This window comes from Candidatus Zixiibacteriota bacterium (assembly GCA_040753875.1).
In the GTDB taxonomy this organism is placed as follows: Bacteria; Zixibacteria; MSB-5A5; order GN15; family FEB-12; genus DATKJY01.
Genome location: JBFMDV010000001.1, coordinates 39320 through 59671, shown reverse-complemented (window position 1 = coordinate 59671; position 20352 = coordinate 39320). Strand labels below are relative to the sequence as shown.

The window sequence follows — 20352 nt, the reverse complement described above, 5'->3', positions numbered from 1 at the left end:
AGTTTAACTGCGAAGTGCCGAAGCAACAATCCGCTCGATTAGTTGATCGAATGAAATGCCGGCGCATTTGGCCGCCATTGGGGCAAGCGACAGGTTAGTCATGCCGGGAAGCGTGTTCACTTCCAGGCAATACGGCGTGCCGTCGGGAGACAATATGAAATCGACTCGTACCAACCCCGAGGCACCGATCAACTCAAAGGCAGTCTCAGCGTACTCTTGCATACGCACGGCAAATGCATCATCGATAGGCGCGGGGGCAAGGTACTCCGATTTCCCTTTGGTATATTTCGCTTCATAATCGTAGAGCTCATTTTTGGGACGGATCTCTACCACCGGCAGCGCTTTGCCGTCGACCACTGCGACCGTCATCTCCCGGCCGGCAATGAACTGCTCCACGAGTACTTCTCTTGATTCGTGCGCACAAATATCGATGGCGTCAGGCAGCATCTTAATAGACTTAACCTTGGTAAGTCCAACTGTCGAACCGCCGTCGTTTGGTTTGACGATCACCGGCAAAGAGAACCGTTTCCGGACAGATTCGACAATCCTTTCTGTCGGAAGTTCCCTACTCAGGTGATATAGTTCCCAGTCGGGGGTGGGGATCTGCGCCGACGTGAACAGGCGCTTTGTGATCGCCTTGTTCATGGCAATTGCAGAGGCGGCCATACCGGAACCGGTGTATTTTATGCCGCTCAGATCGAGTAGCGCCTGAATGGTGCCGTTTTCTCCTTCCCCACCGTGTAAGGCAATGAATACCAGATCGATATTGCGGTAGACCGGCGACGCCAGTGCAGCCGTGAGCGCTCGCGAGCCGGTAGTAGTCAGGGTTGTTGTTTCGCCAGGAGGCAACTGATTCTGATACGTCCCGTCCGTGCCGATCAACGAGCGACCGGTGGCCGGGTCGATCGGGAGGACTTCGTGGCCCAGCCGTTTAAGCGAATCGAAAATGGCAGCGCCCGTATTGAGAGAGACTTGATTTTCGCTTGAATTACCGCCAGCCAACAGGAGGATCTTCATCTGTCGTTCGGTCCGTTTTTCCGGTCTGATGCCGGTCGCCATTTGCGCCAAAACCATATGACCACCACTACGATCATTATCGGCCAGATTATCCGGTTATACGTGCGAAAATATTGCTCGATGACATTAAAATTCGTGACCAGTGCATCTGCCAGGTACATAAGAAGCGCGGTGAAAAGCAGGTAGGAAAGCAGCGAAAACAGGATCATTTTCCCAATCGGGTATCGGCCAATGCCGGCTGCCAAGGTCAGCACGGTTCGGAGTCCCACCACGAAACGGGAACCGATCAGGATTAGCGCGCCCCATCGTACTAATCGCGCCTCCATCTGGGTGATATCGCGGACGCCAAAGTACCTGTAATTCTTCCGGAGAAAATAGTCCCGACCGTACCTGAGACCAAAAAGGTACAGGAGCATGACCGAACACATACCACCTGCGACAATCGAGAACAAGGCGGGCAGGTAGTTCAACCGGTCGAGCGCTACCAAGCCTCCCCCGGCGACGACAAACGAGTCCCCGGGAAATGGCGGGAACAAATTCTCAATGAAACAGGCCAGAAACAAGGCGGAGTACGCCCACACGGGTCCATGGGAGAAGAGGTAGTCGAGATACCGTTGCAGGTCTGGGGAGGCGTCAGTCATACATTTCAACCAGACAGACTGCCGAGGCAGCTATGCCTTCCTGCCGTCCAACGAATCCCATTCGCTCGCAGGTTGTGGCTTTAATACCAACACAGCTTTCCGGAATCTCCAGCAACGCGGCAATGATCTTCTTCATGGCGGGGATATGAGGGTTCATTGGTGGGGCCTCGGCCATGATCACGGCATCGACATTCACGACTGCTCGCATCCCATTTGAGCGAGTCAGCTTGACCACGTCGGCCAAAAGCCCCTTCGAATCAGCCCCCTTATACCGCGGATCGGTTGGCGGGAAATGCTGGCCGATATCAGGAAGTCCCATCGCGCCCAGCAGGGCATCACAGACAGCGTGCAGGAGCACGTCGGCGTCGCTATGACCGGCCAACCCTTGCCCGAACGGAATCTGTACACCGCCTATGACCAAGGGTCTTCCGCCAACGAAAGGATGAACATCGAATCCGTGTCCAATTCTGAGCTTAGTCACGGTGCTCTCGATTCAGCAGTGTCTCAACATATTGGAAGTCCTCCGTAGTAGTCACTTTCGGATTTGGACCGGTCGGTTCGACAACACACACTTTGAAACCTCTGCTTTCGACCAGGGAGGCGTCATCGGTCGCGATGGTGCGGTCGGCCGCCTCCATGTGAGCCTGCAGGATGAGGTCGTATTGGAAAACTTGCGGTGTCTGTGCCAGGAACAATGAGTCACGGTCAAGAGTGCTAAGGACAAAACCATCCCGCACCCGTTTAACTGTGTCAGTCGCCGGGGCCGCGAGCATCGCCGCTCGCTCTTTTATTGCTGCCGCAACGACCCGGTCGATATCAGTGGGTGTAACGAGTGGCCTGGCGCCATCATGAATGGCCACGAAAGGCGTCGAAAAGGGGAGGGAGCGAAGCCCCTTCAGCACGGATTCCTGACGTGACTCGCCTCCGATGACAATCTTGAAAACCTTTGTGAACCCGTATGGATCGACAATTTTCTGGCTGGTATAGAGCAGGTGTTCCTCGGCTACTACTAGTACGATCTTTGTTATGCTCTGCGCCGCTTCAAAACGACTGATGGTCCAGGCCAGCAACGGGCGGTCACCAAGCTCCCGAAACTGCTTGGGGACAGCACCGCCGAACCGGCTCGCCCGACCGGCTGCAACTATAAGCGCAACGGTATCCATGCGGCCCGAATATACAGAGCCAGAATTCGGCACAAAAGTGGATTATAGGATCAGCATGGCATCGCCATAGCTGTAGAAGCGATATCCTCTCGCTATCGCCTCGCGATAACAGCCTAATATCCGTTCGCGCCCTGCGAAGGCAGAGACAAGGATCAGAAGCGACGAGCGCGGGAGGTGGAAATTGGTGATTAGGTGATCGACCAGCCGGAAGTTATGTCCCGGCTTGATATATGTACTCACAAATCCCGCGAATGGCCGAACGTCTCCCCCGTCTGTTGCCGCCGATTCAAGCGTACGGACCGTGGTGGTGCCCACCACAAACAGGGAACCGCCCTGCTGCTTGATATTGTTGATCGCAGTAGCCGACTGAGATGATATCTCGGCGTATTCAGGATCAACGATATGGTCCTCTATGTGCTCGCATTTCACCGGCTTAAACGTGCCCGGACCGACATGAAGCGTCAACTCAATGACCTGCACACCCTTGGCCTTCAGTTGCTGTATTAGAGGATGAGTGAAATGAAAACCGGCTGTCGGAGCCGCTACCGCTCCGGTTTTTTCCTTAGCCGCAAACACGGTTTGGTATCTCCGAAGGTCGGTCGGCTGGTCGGGACGGCCGATATAGTGCGGCAACGGGACATGTCCGAACGTGGCGATTATCCGGCGACAGGCCGAGACCGATTTGAATTGGACGCGCCACCGGCCGTTGCCAAGGGGCGTCGATAAGAGGACAGATTGCCGATTATCGAAGAGAATCTCCTCGCCAGGTTTCAGACGCCTTGAGGGACTTACAAGGGCCTCCCAATGCTCTGTCCCTGGCTCGGCCGGCCGTACCAGGAACAACTCGATCCGGCCGCCCGAACAGCGGTTTCCCCAAAGGCGCGCTTTGAACACGCGAGTGTTGTTGACAACAAGCGCATCCCCTCGCCGTAGGAAGCCGGTTATGTCACCAAAACGAAGATGCTGAATTGTTCCTGTTTGCCTGTCAAGAATAAGCAACCGGGATTGGTCGCGGCGAACAGTTGGGAATTGTGCGATGAGATCCTGTGGCAGGTTATAGTCAAAAAGTGCGATGTCGGTCGCCAAGGGTCGGCCTCACGAAGAGAATGATCAAACGCCAGGTGATGGGTATTGCTCCGGATGACGCGCGATCCCGCGAAGTCTACTCCCTATTGAAGAGAGTCAGCCGGTCAAACCAGATTTGTGCGAGCATCCGTTGTTCACTGGTCAGACCAGGCGGTATCTCCCGCTCATTAAGAAGCGACTCGAGCCCGTCGAGCGCCAGCCGGGTGTCATCGACTGTCAGAATCATGCCCGTCTCCGCCTTCAGCTTGTCGCGGAATTTCAGTGTTTCGGACATCAGAATCGCTACGGTGCCGGTAGGGTTCGTACGTCCCTCGAGGACCTGGGCGCCAAGTGATTGTAGCAACAGATACAGGGCATCGTCGGACATATCAGAACAAACTCTCCTGTGGGGAGTCCCCCTTAACCATCAATCCAAGATGTTTGGCTGCCGCGGTCGATGCCATCCGACCTCGTTTGGTACGCTGCACGAAACCGATCTTCAGCAGATACGGCTCCACCATATCCACCAGTGTGTCCATCTCCTCGCTTAACGTGGCGGCCAGGGCCTCAATACCGACCGGACCGCCTTTGTAATAGTCTATAACAATCTTCAACAGCTTTCGGTCCAACGGATCCAGTCCCATGCTGTCCACCCCTTCGGCGTCCAACGCCTTCACTGCCAGTTCAGAAGTGATCTTCCCGTCCGCCTTCACCGCGGCGTAATCCCGCACCCGCCGCAACAGCCGATTGGCGATACGCGGGGTCCCTCGTGCACGTCCTGCCACCGTACGAGCTGCCTCACGGTCGATGGCTATCTCCAGAAGCCTGGCGGAGCGGAGGACAATAGTTTCCAGGTCTGCCGGCTCGTAGAAATCGATATGATAGTAGAGCCCGAAACGGTCGCGAAGAGGCGCTGAAAGCATACCGGCGCGAGTGGTTGCACCCACCAAAGTAAACCGCTTGAGGGGAACATTGATGACTTTGGCGAACGCCCCCTTGTCTACCACGAAATCTACCTTGAAATCTTCCATGGCAGGATAGATGAACTCTTCGATAACCGGCGAGAGGCGATGGATCTCGTCGATAAACAGGATATCCCCTTCGTTCAGATTCGTCAGAATCCCCATCAGATCACCGGTACGTTGGAGCGCTGGCCCTGACGTGGCGATCAACCGCGAGCCCATTTCGTTGGCAATAATATGGGCGAGTGTCGTTTTGCCGAGACCGGGCGGACCGTAGAGAAGCACATGCTCAACCGCTTCTTTACGCCCTTTTGCCGCCTCAAGTAATACTTGAAGTTTCGCCTTTAATTCGCTCTGCCCTATGTACTCGGACAGACTCTTCGGGCGCAGCGAAAATTGAACCAGGTCTTCGTCCGGCCCGAGTTGTCCACCGGTAACAATGCGTTCGCGGGTCATTGGACTTCCGCTTTGGTCTTCTGTTCGCTTTTGAATATGACGGTAATCAGGTCCTCGACCCGGTCGACCCTTGGGCTGCTCTTGATTGCCGCATCCACCATCTGTTCCGCTTCGGCCCGCTTGTACTGAAGCTGCAGGAGAACCTCAACTGCCTCCTCCATGAGCGGCGAGCGGGCCTTCACTTTCATTGCGAGCGGCTCTTCGGCTTTGGACAATGCATACTTGGCGGTTTTGCCGTGAAGCTCCGCGACAATTTTTTCCGCCAGCCGCGCCCCCACTCCCGGGAGTCTGGTCAGGGTACTGGCATCCTTTGTTTCAATGGCAGTCGCTATATCCCGAATCGGCAGCACCAGCGATTTGAGCGCTTTTTTTACACCGAGCCCAGGCACCTGGGTGAGCAACGAGAAAAACTCCCGGTCGATCGGATCTATGAAACCGACCAGCCTGGGGTATTCATTGGCCTTCTTATCCCCCGCCTCGATATAGTAAATCGTTTCGAGGCTGATCTCCCGTCCAATGGTACCGCTCTCCTTAAGCCGCCCGGCCAGCCCCGACGGCAGCAACACTTCGTAATAGAGGCCGGAGTTCTCGACCAATGCCCACTGATCCGAAACCTGCGTGAGTGTCCCGCGAAGACGGCTTATCATACGTCTACCGTCGCGTTCTGCTGCATGGCGCGGCAATGACACAGCGCAATCGCCAGGGCATCGGCAGCATCCGGCGGTTCCGGGATCTGCGGCAGGCCGAGCGTCGATTTGACCATCCGCTGAATCTGTTCCTTGGTGGCCCGACCATTGCCGGTCAGCGATTTCTTGATCCGCGTAGCTGCGTATGATACAACCGGGATCCCTGCCTCGGCTGCCTTGAGGAATATGACCCCGCGGACGTGCCCCATGATGACTGCCGTTATGGGATGGCTGTAGTGCGAGTAGAGTTCTTCGACCGCTATCGCCTCCGGTCGGAACTGCCCAACAATCTCAGACAGCCCAGTCGAGACTTCTCTGAGGCGGTTCTCGATACTAAGCCGGGCATCGCTGCGGATGACACCCACCTCGACAACAACCGGCCGTTCCCCCTCCAGTTCCAAAACACCGTAGCCGGTGATCCCCAGACCAGGGTCTATGCCAAGCACTCGCATAGGACGATAAATAGTCCGAATCCCTCGCATTTCCAATAAAAATCTGGGACCGTGTTGTCACATAACACAAAAATGCCAGGCGGGGACGCCTGGCATCAGGTAAAACCGAAAGACTTCAAGTGCGAGAACATCCGGCTGACTTGATCCGGTTTCTCACCCCGCCAATTTCTCCAAAATCTTCTCGTCGATGTCGAAGTTCGAATAGACCTTCTGGACATCATCGTGTTCCTCCAGATACTCGAACAGCTTCAACATCGAATTGGCCTCGTTCTCGGCAGTGATCTTGACAGAATTCTGCGGGATCATAGTGATCTCAGCCGAGACGATCGGGATTTTTTTTGTCTCAAGAGCGCTTCGCACGGCCTCAAGGTCATGTGGCATTGTGGTGATCTCATAGGAGCCGGAATCCGCAGAGAAATCCTCCGCCCCATTCTCCATCGCCAGCTCCATGAGCGTATTTTCATCAGCAGCGTTCAGGTCGACGGTAATGACGCCCTTTTTATGGAACATCCAGGCTACGGAACCAGCGGTTCCCATGTTGCCGCCATACTTCGTGAGCAAGTGACGGATCTCTGCCACCGTGCGGTTCTTGTTGTCGGTCATCACTTCGAGCAAGATAGCGACCCCGGCAGGACCGTATCCCTCGTAAACAGCCGATTCGTATGTGACACCAGGAAGCTGGCCAGTCCCTTTCAGAATGGCACGCTTGATGTTGTCGGCCGGCATGTTGGCGCCTTTGGCGGCGGCAACGGCGCTTCGGAGTCGGGCGTTGTTGTTCGGGTCCCCTCCGCCTTCACGTGCGGCAATGGTGATCTCCTTGATATGCTGCGTGAAGATCTTCCCCCGCTCCTGGTCAAGTTTCCCTTTTTTGCGTTTTATCGTCGCCCATTTAGAATGACCTGACATGGGTTACGCCTCCTTGTATATGCCATCCATCATCATAGTCAAAGCCAGCCTGTTCTCCTTGGACCCTCTCTCGTGAAGGTTCGCACGCCCTGGTTGTCATATCAGGCGGCGTTCTCCAAGGAGAGTCGAATCCGAACATGTAATCTACCACACCCCCTCAGTCTTGGCAAGAGCGGTTCACCAATCTGCTTTCAGATTGACCCGGCTCTGGACTCACATATATTGGAACAATGACATCAATTTTCACGCGCATTATCAACCGGGAGCTGCCCGCCAAGATTTTCCATGAAACCGATCAGGTCATTGTCATCGCCGACCACCGCCCAAAAGACCGGGTTCATCTGCTGATCATTCCTAAAGCCGAGTTTTCCGATTTTCAAAGCACTCCCCCAGAGGTCCTGAGCATGATGAGTGAAACCGCCAAACTGATTGCCAGGAAGTTGGGCGTTGAAGACCATTACCGGATTCTCATCAACAACGGCTACGGACAAGAAGTCCCGCATGTACACTTTCATTTCTTGTCGAACGAGGGGGTGGACAAGCTCGGCTATCTGTAGGTATTGCAATTAGTTGTGGAGCACTGATGAAATCTCCTGATGTTGATGATTCGGATAAACCCACCGGCTGATCCTATTCCCATCGATGCAAAGCGGAGGGTTGGGCAATTGTACCTGTTGTTTTTGGCGAGGAATCTGCCGATAGAGGTTGACAAAGCGATACAGCAACAGTAGATTTTAGATATGATGTTGAAATATAGCATGTTACAAAAGGGGGAAGGGGGTGAATCTAATTGACTGGTGTGAGAGTGCGGGACGACGAGTCCTTTGAGAAAGCTCTCCGACGTTTCAATAAGTTTTGCGAGAAGTCTGGTATTCTCTCAGATTACAAGAAACATCAGCATTACGAGAAGCCTTCCGAAACCCGGAAGCGGAAACTCGCTGCGGCTAAGCGCAAGCAGCGTCGGAACAGGTATTTTGAAGACTAAGAGCAATGTCCCTTCTTGAGCGCATTGATCAAGACGTTAAAGAGGCCATGAAGGCCGGTCAGAAAGACAAGCTGACCGTGCTTCGTGGCCTCAAGTCTGATATCAAGTACAAGCAGATCGAGCTTATTTCTGAGTCCATGACTGATGAGCAGGTTATTGGTGTGCTTTCGACAGCCGCCAAGAAGCGCCGCGAGTCTATCGAGCAGTACCGATTGGGGAAGCGCGAGGACCTGGCGCAAAAGGAGGAGTTCGAGCTTGGAGTGATCACAGAGTATCTCCCCCAGCAGCTCTCGGAAGCCAGGCTCCGTGAGTTGATCCAGGAAGCCATCAGCGAGACCGGCGCCGATTCCCCTCAGAAGATGGGGCTGGTCATGAAGGCATTGATGCCCAAGGTCAAGGGGCAAGCCGACGGTAAGCTGGTCAGCCGCCTGGTGTCAGAATTTCTTGCCAAGTAGTTTAAAAACTCTCTACCTTCCCAGCCAAAGTCACGAATCCAAAGACAGGGAGTGTCGTCATGAACTGGATCGACTTCTTGTTAATCGCGCTGCTCTTGGCAGCGGTCATTATCGGTTCCAAGAAGGGGCTGGTGCGGGAGCTGTCCGCCTTCATCGTGGTCTGCCTGGCAGTAGTGCTGTCCATCAACTACCTGGACAGCTTTGCCGTCTGGGTATACAACAAGATCGGCGGTTCCAGCCTTGTTTCGGCCTTTGTGTCTTTTGTCATCCTGCTGGCAGGTGCCTACGGGTTGTTCAAACTGCTCGCCTGGCTTTTCTACAAAGTGGCCAGTATCAAGAGCCAGGGGAAACAAGACCAAGTCGGCGGGGCAATCGTCGGACTTATCCGGGGTTGGGTTTCGGTGGGGGTGCTCGCGTTTCTGGTGTTCCTCCTGCCTATGCCGGAATCCTTCTACCTGGCCTACGATTCCTCGCTGTTCGGCAAGGTCGTGGCCAAAACAGTCCCGCTCATGTATGAAGGAACCCGTGTCATGCACCCGAGCAATCCCAGCTTCATGACCAAAGTGGAGACCACCCTTCTAACGACCGGTCAGGATACCAAGAATGAGCGAAATCAGAAGGGGACGGTGAGCGATGATCGGGAGAAAGTGTATCGGGTTATGTATCAAATAGACCGGTTCTTCAACACGTCCGGTGGCAGTTGATATGGTTTTGATTCAGTGCGCTTGAGCGTATATTAAACCGGCCTCCGGCCGGTTTTTGTTTGTGGGTAAGTAACCATGATCGACGCACACGCAATAGACACGCTCGAATTCCCCAAGGTCATCGCCCTCATAGGCGGTCAATGTCTCACGCCGTACGGTCGCGCCGAGGTGGCGGATATTCGGCCGATATTCGACAGAAGCGAGATCGACCGGCTCCAGTCGGAATACAGCCAGATGAAGGACATTGTCCGTTTTGGACTCCCCTTTCCCCTGTACCGTACCGAGGATTGCCGCGAACTGCTGGCCAAATCACGGATATCGGGTATGTTCCTGGCCCCTGACGAGATACTTCAGGTGGCTGACCTGGTGGCATTGTCCACGGCCCTTCACGGTTATGATAAGGAAAGTCGCGAGAAGTTCCCTCTCGTAGCAGAGTATCTCCAGAACTTGAGGGCCTTCCCGGAATTGCACAAAGAGATTCACAAGGCGATTGACGAACATGCTAATATCAAGGACGACGCTTCCCCCGAATTGCGACGGGTCCGGATCGAACTGAACGATACACGCCGCCGCGTGATCAATCGACTCGAACAACTACTGGGTGCGCAGAAGAAACAGCCTGGTTGGACTGATGATATCGTCACACAGCGGAACGGACGGTATGTAATACCGGTGCCGGCCAGCAGTTTTCGGAACGAGATCGGCATTCTCCACGACCGAAGTCAATCCGGCGCCACGCTCTTTGTCGAACCGAAGGAGACGGTGGAACTCAATAATCGCGTCAACCTGCTCTCGCAGGAAGAACGAATCGAAATGGATCGGATCCTTCGGCATCTCACATCGGAAATCGCCGCCCGCGCCGACGCGCTGGAGGGAAATATCGCGCTCATCGCCAGTCTCGATCGCATGTATGCCACAGCCCAGTTCGCCATTCGGACCGAATCACACCGACCAAACATTGTGGATTCCGCCGGTTTCAAGCTCGAAGTGGCGCGACATCCGCTCCTTGTCTGGCAGTCTGGCTCCCCTGCCAAAGTTGTTCCACTGACCCTTGAGCTAAATCATGCACGCCAGGCGGTGTTGGTCACCGGCCCGAATACCGGCGGGAAAACCGTAGCCTTGAAAACGATCGGCTTGCTGGTCCTGATGGCTCAGTCCGGCCTTCCGATCCCGGCATCCGAACGATCCACAGTCGGCACGTTCCGGCAGTTGTACGCAGACATTGGTGATGAGCAGTCGATTGAGCTGTCACTCTCGACGTTTTCATCGCACATCGGCAACATCATTCGTGCCATAACCCGTCTGTCGCCGGATACGCTGGTGTTGCTTGATGAGATCGGAGCCGGGACCGACCCAAAGGAAGGGGCGGCGCTGGCCGAAGCGATCATACTGCACATCGTTCGCAGCGGTGCCCGATTAGTGGCTACTACTCACTATTCGCAGCTCAAGTCACTGGCGCTCGACCATGCGGCCATCGAGAACGCTTCCTTGGAATTCGATCGTGAGACACTTGCCCCCACCTATCGGCTGCATGTCGGTCTGCCCGGCTCGTCATATGCCGTTGAGATAGCCGGTCGACTCGGTATGCCGGCCGAAGTATGCGAGCATGCGTCGATACTGGTCGGCACCGGTGAGCGATCCCTCAACGAACTGATAGCTTCGCTTGAAAAGGAACTCAAGCAGATCACGGCAGATCGGGCGGAATTGACCGACCGCCTGACCAAGGCGAGAGACCTTGAAGAGCAGTACCGGATCAAGACGGAGAAATTCAGAGATGAGATTGACGAAGAACGAACCAAGGCACTTGAAGAGACCCAGAGATTGCTCGATGAGACGCGCAAGGAAACCGAACGACTGGTTGGCGAAATACGCAAAACGCAGGCGTCAAAGGAGTCGATCAAGAAACTACAGCAAACGCTCAAGGTGACCCAGAAAGGTGTCGGTGACCTGAAACAACGCCTGACGGCGGCGCACAAGGAAGCGATCGAGACCATACGCTTTCAAAAGGGAGATCAGGTGCGGATCGCCACCCTGAATCAGCAGGGACTCATTCTTGAAATGGTCGGCGAAGATCGCGCCAGGGTACAAGTGGGGAACGTGAATACGATTGTCGAACTGAGGCATCTTCGACAACCTGACGCCGATGGGTCCGCGCGTAGTGTCGTGCGCCCGGCCGGCCGAATTCCGCACAACAATGATATTTCACCGGAGATACATCTTCGAGGGATGACCGGTGAGGAAGCCGTGGAAGCGCTTGAAAAATTCATCGACCGAGCGGTCGTGGCCGGCCTGGGCCAGATATATGTCATCCATGGCAAAGGGACCGGAGCGCTCCGCCGGATAATCACAGACTATCTCAAAAAGCACGCCGAGGTCGACTCCTTCACGCTCGGGAACTGGAACGAGGGGGGCGCGGGAGTCACGGTTGTGAAGCTGAAACAATGATACCAGCCGAAACTATCGAGCAGGTCCGCCAGGCAACCGATATTGCCCAGGTGATCGGCGAGTTTGTCCGATTGAAGAAACGCGGGCGCAATTTCCTCGGCCTCTGCCCGTTTCACACCGAGAAAACACCCTCGTTCAATGTCAACCCTGATCGACAGATATTCCACTGCTTCGGCTGCGGCAAAGGGGGCAACATTTTCAGTTTCCTCATGGAGCATGAGAAGATGTCGTTTGTGGAGGCCGTGCGGTTCCTGGCGAGCAAAGCGAACATCACCATCAGAGAGGCTGCTACCGACGTCAAACGCGAGCAGTTCGAACGGCTCAACTATGCGAATCAGATCGCACTCGACTATTTTCACAAGGTACTTTTTCAATCGAAATATGCTGTTGTCCTGGATAAGTATTTGAGATCGCAGCGGCAGATCAGCGACGAAAGCATTGAGCTTTTCAAGATCGGGCTAAGCGGCGAGGAGTGGGACGGGCTCATCAAGTATGCGCGGTGCAAAGATGTAACATCGGACGACCTGCACAAGGCCGGGCTGGCGAGCTTCTCGGAGACCAGAAAGAGCTACTTCGATCTCTTCCGCCAGCGCTTGATGATACCGATTTTCAATCTGAGTCAGAAGCCGGTGGCATTCGGAGGGCGGACCCTCAAGAAGGGTGAGCAGGCGAAATATGTGAATTCACCGGAGACGCCGTTGTATACCAAGGGAAATCTCCTCTATGGCTTGAACTTTTCGCGAGATCATATCCGACAGGCCGGTGCGGCGTATATCGTCGAAGGGTATTTTGACCTCATCTCGCTCTGGCAGGTGGGTGTTCAAAACGTCGTGGCATCGTCCGGCACAGCATTCACGCCGCAGCAGGCAAGACTGTTGGCGCGGTTCTGTGACGAGGTATACTTGTTTTTCGATGCCGATTCAGCCGGACAGAATGCGGCGCTACGGTCGGTCGAGCATCTGTACGATGCCGGCCTGGAGGTGAAGGTTATGCCGGCGCTTCCGGGAGAAGACCCGGACAGCATCTCCCGCAAATTCGGCCGGGGCAAAGTGGAAGAACTTCGGCTCGACGCAATCGGGTTCATTCCGTTCCGGGTGAAACGAGTGAATCTCGACAACGCCGGTATCATTGCCAAGGAGAAGCTCGTGAAGGAGCTAAGCGCGCTCGGCAGCAAGATCGGGGATCCTACTCGCAGGACGCTGTTTTTTGCTGAGGCGGCCGTTCAGATCGGCGTTGAGCCGGGGATATTCAAGGCTTCATCTCCGGCGCGCGGAACTCCGGAACAATCTAACGCAGGGGCGAAAGCACGCCAACACCAAATGGAGATGGACTACGTGTCGCTTCTTCTTGCCAATCCCGGTTCAATCGACACTGCCTTTGAAGCGGTATCGCCGGACGATCTCGATTCCAAGCAGTTGTCACGGCTCTACGCTGCCATGATCCAGCAATACAAAGCTGTTGGCATTGTCAACGCCGCTACACTCGTTCAGAATCTTGCCGATGATGCTACTATCTCCCTCCTGACCGAACTGGCGTCCCGCGAATGGGCACCGGAGGTTGTTGACGGTGAAACAAGACGTTATATTGGACTGATTGCCGAACGAAAGCGCAAACGGATTCGGGCGCAACTGCAGAAGGAATTGGCGGCGGCGGAAGCATCAGGCGATCAGAAGACCGCTGATGCGCTGCTGCAACAACTCAAGAGTTTTGGACTCTGATGCTGACTTCGCTTAAAATACAGAACATCGCCCTGGTCGCCGAGGCTGACCTGGCATTCGACAAAGGGCTTACCGTGCTAACGGGTGAGACTGGGGCAGGCAAATCGGTTATCGTGACGGCGCTCTCCCTCGCGCTGGGGGACCGGGCCGACCGGGAGTTTTTGCGCCACGGCGCCGCCAAGGGAGTGGTCGAGGCTCAGTTCCAGATATCAAACATGTCCAACCAGTACAAGCGGGACTTCGCCGATTACATCATCGACAACACCATTACCGTGGTTCGAGAGATTACCAAAGACGGCAACTCCCGCATCAGGATCAACGGCACCCCCTCTTCGCTGGCGCGGCTCAAAGAGCTCACCACCCCGATGGCAGAGATTCTGGGCCAGCACGCCAATCAAATGCTGATGAACGAGGAGAATCACCTCCTGTTTCTGGACCATTTCGGCGGGCTTGATACGCTTCGTGAATTGGTCGGCCAGTTATTCGCCGAATGGGAACGCACGGTCAAGGAGTTCAAGCGGGTAGTCGAGCGCCGGGAGCAGACTCGGAAGGAACACGAACTACTGGCATACCAGAAGGCCGAGATCGAAAAGGCTCAGGTCCGGATGGGCGAAGAAGAAGATCTCCTGCGTGAGAGAAAAATACTGGACTCCTCCCGAACCCTCATGGCGTCGGCGGAGCTGGTGCAGAATATCCTCGATAATGAAGAGCAATCGGTCATTCACCAACTGCGCGCGGCGCGCAAAGAGCTGGACAAGATGGCGGATATCGACAACCGGCTGAATCACTCGGCCGATGAGCTGGGTGATATTGACTTCCGCCTTGAAGAACTGCGACGCGTGATCGAGCAGTACGGCGCCTCCATTCCCGATGACCCGTCACGACTCGACGAGATCAACGCGCGCCTTGATGAGCTGTACAACCTCAAGAAGAAATACGGCGGTTCGGAGGAAGCGATCCTGGCGATGCTCGCCGATATCAAAGCGCAGCTCGGTGAATATCCCGATGTTGACAGCATGATCCTGGCGCTCGAAAGGACGGTCGAGCGAAATTTCAAGGAATATAGCCGGAAGGCACAGGAGCTTTCCGATTTGCGCAAGAAAGCCTCTGAGTATCTGTGCAAGCTCGTGCTGCGGGAATTGAGCGAACTGGCTATTGACAAGGCAGGATTTGAAGCCGAGTTCATGTACGAGGAAGAGACCGACGGTGTGTTGCTGGATGGGAAGGCCGTAAAACCGTACGCGTACGGCTTGGAACATGCCCGCTTTCTCTTCTCCGCCAACCCGGGCGAGCCACTGAAATCGCTGGTGAAGACAGCGTCAGGGGGTGAGATGTCGCGAATTCTGCTGGCCCTCAAGGCGGCCGAAAAGAAAAACGCTCGACTGCGGCACTCTCTTTTGGTGTTTGACGAAGTCGATGCCGGTATTGGCGGCCGAACCGCTCATGAGGTGGGTCTCAAACTCAAGCGGCTGTCTGAGACCAGCCAGGTCATGGTGGTGACCCACCTGCATCAGATCGCCCGTCTTGCGGACCATCACTATATCGCCGAAAAAACGCGCACGCCCGGCAGCCGGGCCACCATTCGGGTCAGCAAGCTGGAGGGGGCATCGATCAAAGAAGAACTCGATCGGATGGTAGCGCTCCCCGAATAGCCGTGCATCCGCAACCCGTGGCTTCGTCTTTCCGACCTCAGGCTTTCTCCACTATTCCAGCGCGTGCTACTGGCTGATAATGCGGGTTATCGTGGCGCTGTCGTTGGGCAACAGTTCTGATTTCACAAGCCGCGGCACCAGGGTGCGCCAAGAATCATCCTTGGCGAATATTTCCTTGAATAACGGCAATGCCCGTTCGAGCTGGCCGTTGGTTACGAGACCGACCGCGTTCCAGAACTGTACTTCCAGATTGCCCGGGGCCAGACGCGAAGCATCAGCGTAGGCTCGCGCGGCGTCATCGAGCTTCGCGACAGCCGCCAATTCGTCCCCTTTGTTCATCAGGTCATAGGCACGAGTGATATCAAGAAGCCGTCGCAGCTCGGCCAGCGGCTGCGGCGAATCATCCACGCGAATATCGACAATGCGATCTCGCCAAGGCATGCCGGTCGGCGTGCCGGACACGACAACCATGGCGGCAGATTGCATGCCGCGAATATCTCCCCCTTCTTTCTGTGCAGCCTCCAGCGCCGCCATCATTCTGTCGGCAAGGTCGCCGGTAGTCTGCTCGAACGCCTTTGCCATGGCGTCCCAGACCGTGGCGTTTCGCATCAGGTTAGCCTGGCAGGAATAGAACTTCCCGACGTGATGGCCCGCCTCGGCGATACAACGCGATCCGGTATGGGTGGCGACGATGCCATGCCGGTCGATCATGGCAACCTGGCGAACGGCATTGGCGGAATCACTTGCCAGTAATCCGGCCAGCGCCTGGCGGGCCGATTTGCCGTTTTTCATCATCGCCAGACCAAGTGGACCGTATGAGAATTCCACGAGTGATTGGGTGGCAACTGCCCCAACGCCAGGCTCCAGCCAGATGACATCGCTCACTTTGAACCAGTGGGACTGCACTGCAGCGCCAAACTGCCCAGTGGTGGAGTCATAGCAGACGATCGAATAGGTATGGACCGGGCGGAGTGGCCTTGATAGACCTGATATATCGGCAGCATGCGCCGCCGTTGCCCCGGCCAGAAATACCGTGAAATACACGCGCTTCATCGAGACCTCCTTGATTATCGCTGCCTGCACTTTCAAATTTGCTCACGTGCGAGCCGCGGGCAAGCTTTTAACGCGTTGTGTGTCCTGTCAGGAACAAAGTGGATGCGACGAATCGAGTATGATCGACACTGGGGCTTGTCTTTTGCCCCATGAAGTACTTAATTTACCTGATGACTCGTAGACTGCCGCCGCGGTTCAGCGCCTACCTGCCATCTTGCCCGTACCTGTATTCCCTCCTCGTATGGATCTCCGGCCTGTTGCTTTTTGGGCTTTGGCGCTTTGTGTTCTGGTACCAGTTTAACGAACGCATGAGCGGGGTGAGCAACACGGATCTGCTTCGTGCCTTTCTGATCGGCGCCCGTTTTGATACCATCGTCATTCTGGTGACTCTCCTGCCGGTACTGCTGGTACTTCCATGGCTGCCCGAAGTGACTCGCTTCTGGCGAAGGCTTATCGTATCCTATACCACCATCATGTTTTCTCTTTCGGTGCTGCTCTTGCTGGCCGACCTTCGCTTCTTTTTCTATTTCGACAGCCACCTCAATTTCCAGGCAATCCAAGGGATCGAGGGCGGCAAGACCAGTTGGCACTTGGTCGTGTCTGAATCACGCTTCGTGCCATTCATGCTACTATGGGTCACCGTTAGTGCAGCTTTGTGGCACCTATTTGGCGTATTATTCAATGTCGCCTCCCGGGTGCCCTACCGCAACTCATGGAGATCGCAGATACTGTATTTCGTGCTGTTCCTGGGGATCAGCTTCGTTGGTATACGAGGGCGAACCAGTCTCTCCACGATCAACTGGGGAATGGCGTACGTGAGTCAGAATCACTTTCTCAACCAGCTCGGGCTGAACGGCATCTATATGCTGGGGCGGGCGTTCAGCGAGGAGAAATCAGACCCGCGCCTTGCGTACCTACCCGAAGATGATCGCTTCCCGTTCGTAGACTTCAAGACGGGAATGGACACGGTTCGGACCCTGTTGGGACAACCTAATGAGACGTGGCGTGATGACGACTCGACACTCATACGCACGACACACCAGGCGGAGGCGAGCTGGGGATTTCGACCGAATATCATTATCGTGCTGGAAGAGAGCTGGTCAGGGCGAAACACCGGCGCGCTCGGCTCGCCGCGCAATCTCACGCCCCGCTTTGACCAGTTCGCGGAAGATGGGATCCTGTTCACTCAATTCTATGCCACCGGCACCCGCACCAATTATGGTCTGCCGGGTGTCCTATGTGCTTTTCCGGCGCTGCCCGGACGATCGGTTATGACACGATATAATGCGTTGCACCCGTTCCGAGCGCTGTCGGAGATATTGCACGAACGCGGTTATTACAACGCCTTCGCATATGGCGGCGACCTGGTGTTCGACAACTGTGGCGGATTCTTTCGCGCCAAGCAGTTTGACCGCCTCTATGGGGACAAGGACCTGGGAAAAGAGAAAGTCCTGGCCAAATGGGGTATCCCGGACCATGTGGTATTTCATGAGATGGTTGAGCGGCTTGATTCATTCCCTCGCCCTTTTCAACTGACCATCCTGACCCTCTCCAATCACGAGCCGTTCGACCTGCCGGATTCCTCGGTGCAGCGATATTTCGACAGATCCGATACTTCGATGGTCTACAATGCCCAGTTGTATGCCGACCATTCTCTGGGGAGATTTATCGATGAGTTCCGCGCTCATTCCGCGTTCGACAGTACCATTTTCGTCGTGACGGCGGACCACGCCAAATTCCGCGGCGGAAACCTGGCGGTGAATTTGAGCGATTTTCAGGTCCCGCTCCTGATCTACGGACCTTCGCTGCTGGGCGCCGAAAGGAAGCGGATCGACAAAATCGGGGGGCAGACGGATGTCCTTCCGACGCTCATGGGCTTACTCGGGGGGGACTACACTCACCAGAGCTGGGGACGCAACCTGCTGTTACTGCCGGCCGACGACAGTGGTTTCGCAACCATGAACTCCACCAGTTGTATCGCCTACCTTGAACGGGACTATTTCTATCTCGAGGCGCTCGGAGAGTTTATCAGCCTGTTCGACCGGGATTCGCTTAATAGTGAGCCGCGGGATATCAGCCGGGAGCACCCCGACGAATTGGCGCGGCTGCAGCGACGGCTTCGCATTTTCATGCAGGTAGCCGAGCAATCGACGACACCAACGCCGTGATGGACTCCAAACAAACTGCCGCTCGTACGGACGAACGGCAGTGTTCGATTGTAATCCGACAGCTTGGGCTTACAGTTTGATTTCGCCTACGGCTTCCTCAACCGCTTCCACAATCGAACCGTCGCGGACCTGTGCGGTGACAATTTCAATGTCCGGATAGAGGGGGCGATCATCCACCAGCTTTTTGAGTTTTCGGCGAATGACCTGATACGCGGCCTCAGTCCCCTTGCCGGCCTTAAGCGGCCGTTTGAAATCGAGCGCCTGAGCTGCTGACATCAATTGTATCGCCACACATATCTCGGTATTGCGGAGAATGGTAGTCAATTTCATGGCCGTCACCGAGCCCATGCAGACATGGTCTTCCTGGTCAGCTGAGACGGAGACGTTGTCCACTACAGCCGGGTGAGCCAAAATCTTGTTTTCGGACATCAACGCCGCCTGAGAGTACTGGGCCACCATGAGGCCCGAATTGAGCCCTTTACCCTCGACAAGGAAATCCGGAAGTCCGGAAAGCACCGGGTTCATAAGCCGATTGGTGTGCCGTTCGGCCAAGTCGGCGATTTCGGCTATGGCTATCGCCAGAAAATCCTGGGCCATGGCCACCGGCTGCCCGTGGAAGTTACCGGCGGCAAGGTAGGCATCGTCATTCGTAAAGAAGAGTGGGTTGTCCGATACACCATTCATCTCCTCTTCATGCTGCTGAGTCACATACTGCAGGGCATCGAGCGTCGGCCCCATGATCTGCGGGACACATCGAAGCGAGTAGGCATCCTGCACTTTCCCCCTGTTTGCGGGGATTGTCTCAGAATTTTGAATGACTCGACGGATGTTCTCGGCCACCACTTTCTGTCCGCGGTGGTTTCGGATCTCGTGGACCCTGGGATCAAAGGCCGCAATAGCCGAACTGACGCAATCCACGGTCATCCCGGCTGCGATTATCGCATTCTTGCAAAGCTTGCGCGTATCATGGATGGCCAGAACTCCCACACCGGTAAACGCCTGAGTGCCGTTGATCACGCCCAGCCCTTCTTTGAAGCTGAGCACGATCGGCCGAATGCCTGCCGCCGCCATGGCCTCTCCTCCCGCCATCCGCTTGCCGTTGAAATCGGCACGCCCCTCTCCCATCACAACCTCGGCCAATTGTGACAGCGGCGCCAGATCGCCCGATGTACCCAGTGACCCTTTCTGATAGATGACCGGATGAACACCCTTGTTGAGCATTTGAACCAATGTCTCAACCAATACCGGACGAACACCGGAATACCCTTTCGAGAGGCAGTTCAGGCGCAGCAACATGGCCGCACGAACATCAGATTCCGGTATCGGGTCCCCCACCGCCGCCGCATGGGAGTAGACAATTCGTTTCTGCAGTTCCATCCCCTGTTCGGGCGAGATCTGAATTCGGGCAAACTCGCCTATTCCTGTGGTGACGCCATAAACGGCTACGCCGGCCTTCACTTTGCGCTCGATAACGTCACGATTGGCTTTCACTGCTCCTTCGACCTGCGGGGCAAGCATAACCTTCGCCCCACGCCGGCAGACAGCATCAACCTCATCAACCGTGAGGTCGGCGCCCGTGATAATGACTTCTTTCAATGCCATATACTTCTCCAAACCGATGCCATATTGATTCACATAGCTGTTACGGATACGTGCGACCTCTTGGCGGCCGCGTGGAACCGAGAGCGAGACTACTCGTCCTGGAGGCCGGAACCGGCCAGAGCGTTATAGCGAGAGGCAAAAGACTGGACCGGTTTGGTCCGAATAAAGCTGTGATGGGGTCTACTGCATACAGATATCATACAAACACCTTTGCTACCAAGA

Annotated in this window: 20 protein-coding genes; 8 read left to right on the top strand and 12 right to left on the bottom strand. The window is 55.5% G+C overall.

Features of this window, described 5'->3' with window-relative positions; all coding sequences use genetic code 11:
* Positions 1-3 precede the first annotated feature (3 nt).
* The 10 genes from AB1644_00285 to AB1644_00240 form a co-directional block, all read right to left on the bottom strand.
* On the bottom strand, positions 4-1074 hold the full coding sequence (locus tag AB1644_00285) for a D-alanine--D-alanine ligase (GenBank protein MEW6049497.1): 1071 nt from the start codon (positions 1072-1074) through the stop codon (positions 4-6).
* Positions 1014-1658: a DedA family protein gene (locus AB1644_00280; protein ID MEW6049496.1), complete on the bottom strand. Its 645-nt coding sequence runs from the start codon at positions 1656-1658 to the stop codon at positions 1014-1016. Before AB1644_00280 ends, AB1644_00285 begins: the two co-directional genes overlap by 61 nt.
* The gene (gene ispF, locus AB1644_00275) at positions 1651-2139 is read right to left on the bottom strand and encodes a 2-C-methyl-D-erythritol 2,4-cyclodiphosphate synthase (GenBank protein ID MEW6049495.1); all 489 of its coding nucleotides are present in this window, start codon (positions 2137-2139) and stop codon (positions 1651-1653) included. Before ispF ends, AB1644_00280 begins: the two co-directional genes overlap by 8 nt.
* Positions 2132-2821 (bottom strand): 2-C-methyl-D-erythritol 4-phosphate cytidylyltransferase, encoded by a 690-nt coding sequence (gene ispD / locus AB1644_00270; GenBank protein ID MEW6049494.1) that lies wholly within the window; start codon positions 2819-2821, stop codon positions 2132-2134. Before ispD ends, ispF begins: the two co-directional genes overlap by 8 nt.
* Positions 2822-2863: 42 nt before the next feature.
* Positions 2864-3907, bottom strand: a complete 1044-nt coding sequence (queA, locus tag AB1644_00265) for a tRNA preQ1(34) S-adenosylmethionine ribosyltransferase-isomerase QueA (GenBank protein ID MEW6049493.1) — start codon at positions 3905-3907, stop codon at positions 2864-2866.
* A 76-nt stretch (positions 3908-3983) separates the two neighbouring features.
* Positions 3984-4274: a hypothetical protein gene (locus tag AB1644_00260; protein MEW6049492.1), complete on the bottom strand. Its 291-nt coding sequence runs from the start codon at positions 4272-4274 to the stop codon at positions 3984-3986.
* Position 4275: 1 nt separating this feature from the next.
* Positions 4276-5304: a Holliday junction branch migration DNA helicase RuvB gene (gene ruvB / locus AB1644_00255; protein MEW6049491.1), complete on the bottom strand. Its 1029-nt coding sequence runs from the start codon at positions 5302-5304 to the stop codon at positions 4276-4278.
* Positions 5301-5951: a Holliday junction branch migration protein RuvA gene (gene ruvA, locus AB1644_00250; protein MEW6049490.1), complete on the bottom strand. Its 651-nt coding sequence runs from the start codon at positions 5949-5951 to the stop codon at positions 5301-5303. The genes ruvB and ruvA overlap by 4 nt, the downstream gene beginning before the upstream one ends.
* Positions 5948-6442, bottom strand: a complete 495-nt coding sequence (gene ruvC / locus AB1644_00245) for a crossover junction endodeoxyribonuclease RuvC (GenBank protein ID MEW6049489.1) — start codon at positions 6440-6442, stop codon at positions 5948-5950. Before ruvC ends, ruvA begins: the two co-directional genes overlap by 4 nt.
* 153 nt (positions 6443-6595) lie before the next feature.
* The gene (locus AB1644_00240; protein ID MEW6049488.1) at positions 6596-7348 is read right to left on the bottom strand and encodes a YebC/PmpR family DNA-binding transcriptional regulator; all 753 of its coding nucleotides are present in this window, start codon (positions 7346-7348) and stop codon (positions 6596-6598) included.
* Between the two features lie 230 nt (positions 7349-7578).
* Here AB1644_00240 and AB1644_00235 point away from each other — a divergent pair, with 230 nt between their 5' ends.
* From AB1644_00235 to recN, 7 genes are all read left to right on the top strand, one after another.
* Positions 7579-7905, top strand: coding sequence for an HIT family protein (locus AB1644_00235; protein ID MEW6049487.1), 327 nt, complete (start codon positions 7579-7581; stop codon positions 7903-7905).
* Positions 7906-8138: 233 nt separating this feature from the next.
* Positions 8139-8333, top strand: coding sequence for a 30S ribosomal protein S21 (rpsU, locus tag AB1644_00230; GenBank protein MEW6049486.1), 195 nt, complete (start codon positions 8139-8141; stop codon positions 8331-8333).
* Between the two features lie 5 nt (positions 8334-8338).
* On the top strand, positions 8339-8788 hold the full coding sequence (locus AB1644_00225) for a GatB/YqeY domain-containing protein (GenBank protein MEW6049485.1): 450 nt from the start codon (positions 8339-8341) through the stop codon (positions 8786-8788).
* Between the two features lie 59 nt (positions 8789-8847).
* Entirely contained in the window at positions 8848-9492 is a 645-nt protein-coding gene (locus AB1644_00220; protein MEW6049484.1) for a CvpA family protein, read from the top strand.
* 75 nt (positions 9493-9567) lie between these two features.
* On the top strand, positions 9568-11937 hold the full coding sequence (locus AB1644_00215; GenBank protein MEW6049483.1) for an endonuclease MutS2: 2370 nt from the start codon (positions 9568-9570) through the stop codon (positions 11935-11937).
* Positions 11934-13655 (top strand): DNA primase, encoded by a 1722-nt coding sequence (gene dnaG, locus AB1644_00210; protein MEW6049482.1) that lies wholly within the window; start codon positions 11934-11936, stop codon positions 13653-13655. Before AB1644_00215 ends, dnaG begins: the two co-directional genes overlap by 4 nt.
* The gene (recN, locus tag AB1644_00205) at positions 13655-15307 is read left to right on the top strand and encodes a DNA repair protein RecN (GenBank protein ID MEW6049481.1); all 1653 of its coding nucleotides are present in this window, start codon (positions 13655-13657) and stop codon (positions 15305-15307) included. Before dnaG ends, recN begins: the two co-directional genes overlap by 1 nt.
* 66 nt (positions 15308-15373) lie before the next feature.
* On the opposite strand, the gene AB1644_00200 is transcribed toward recN, so the two are convergent.
* Positions 15374-16360: a DUF1028 domain-containing protein gene (locus AB1644_00200; protein ID MEW6049480.1), complete on the bottom strand. Its 987-nt coding sequence runs from the start codon at positions 16358-16360 to the stop codon at positions 15374-15376.
* 149 nt (positions 16361-16509) lie between these two features.
* On the opposite strand from AB1644_00200, the gene AB1644_00195 reads away from it, so the two are divergent.
* Complete coding sequence (locus tag AB1644_00195; GenBank protein MEW6049479.1) at positions 16510-18528, top strand: LTA synthase family protein; 2019 nt, start codon at positions 16510-16512, stop codon at positions 18526-18528.
* Positions 18529-18597: 69 nt separating this feature from the next.
* Here the strand turns inward: AB1644_00195 and hutH are convergent, their stop codons facing one another.
* On the bottom strand, positions 18598-20130 hold the full coding sequence (gene hutH, locus AB1644_00190; protein MEW6049478.1) for a histidine ammonia-lyase: 1533 nt from the start codon (positions 20128-20130) through the stop codon (positions 18598-18600).
* Between the last annotated feature and the right edge of the window lie 222 nt (positions 20131-20352).

Bases quoted from the DNA above. Each gene is read 5' to 3' on its own strand.
- AB1644_00285 (MEW6049497.1), bottom strand. From the start codon at position 1,074: ATGGTTTTGGCGCAAATGGCGACCGGCATCAGACCGGAAAAACGGACC.
- AB1644_00280 (MEW6049496.1), bottom strand. From the start codon at position 1,658: ATGACTGACGCCTCCCCAGACCTGCAACGGTATCTCGACTACCTCTTC.
- ispD (MEW6049494.1), bottom strand. From the start codon at position 2,821: ATGGATACCGTTGCGCTTATAGTTGCAGCCGGTCGGGCGAGCCGGTTC.
- AB1644_00260 (MEW6049492.1), bottom strand. From the start codon at position 4,274: ATGTCCGACGATGCCCTGTATCTGTTGCTACAATCACTTGGCGCCCAG.
- ruvB (MEW6049491.1), bottom strand. From the start codon at position 5,304: ATGACCCGCGAACGCATTGTTACCGGTGGACAACTCGGGCCGGACGAA.
- ruvA (MEW6049490.1), bottom strand. From the start codon at position 5,951: ATGATAAGCCGTCTTCGCGGGACACTCACGCAGGTTTCGGATCAGTGG.
- ruvC (MEW6049489.1), bottom strand. From the start codon at position 6,442: ATGCGAGTGCTTGGCATAGACCCTGGTCTGGGGATCACCGGCTACGGT.
- AB1644_00240 (MEW6049488.1), bottom strand. From the start codon at position 7,348: ATGTCAGGTCATTCTAAATGGGCGACGATAAAACGCAAAAAAGGGAAA.
- AB1644_00235 (MEW6049487.1), top strand. From the start codon at position 7,579: ATGACATCAATTTTCACGCGCATTATCAACCGGGAGCTGCCCGCCAAG.
- AB1644_00225 (MEW6049485.1), top strand. From the start codon at position 8,339: ATGTCCCTTCTTGAGCGCATTGATCAAGACGTTAAAGAGGCCATGAAG.
- AB1644_00220 (MEW6049484.1), top strand. From the start codon at position 8,848: ATGAACTGGATCGACTTCTTGTTAATCGCGCTGCTCTTGGCAGCGGTC.
- AB1644_00215 (MEW6049483.1), top strand. From the start codon at position 9,568: ATGATCGACGCACACGCAATAGACACGCTCGAATTCCCCAAGGTCATC.
- dnaG (MEW6049482.1), top strand. From the start codon at position 11,934: ATGATACCAGCCGAAACTATCGAGCAGGTCCGCCAGGCAACCGATATT.
- recN (MEW6049481.1), top strand. From the start codon at position 13,655: ATGCTGACTTCGCTTAAAATACAGAACATCGCCCTGGTCGCCGAGGCT.
- AB1644_00200 (MEW6049480.1), bottom strand. From the start codon at position 16,360: ATGAAGCGCGTGTATTTCACGGTATTTCTGGCCGGGGCAACGGCGGCG.
- AB1644_00195 (MEW6049479.1), top strand. From the start codon at position 16,510: ATGAAGTACTTAATTTACCTGATGACTCGTAGACTGCCGCCGCGGTTC.
- hutH (MEW6049478.1), bottom strand. From the start codon at position 20,130: ATGGCATTGAAAGAAGTCATTATCACGGGCGCCGACCTCACGGTTGAT.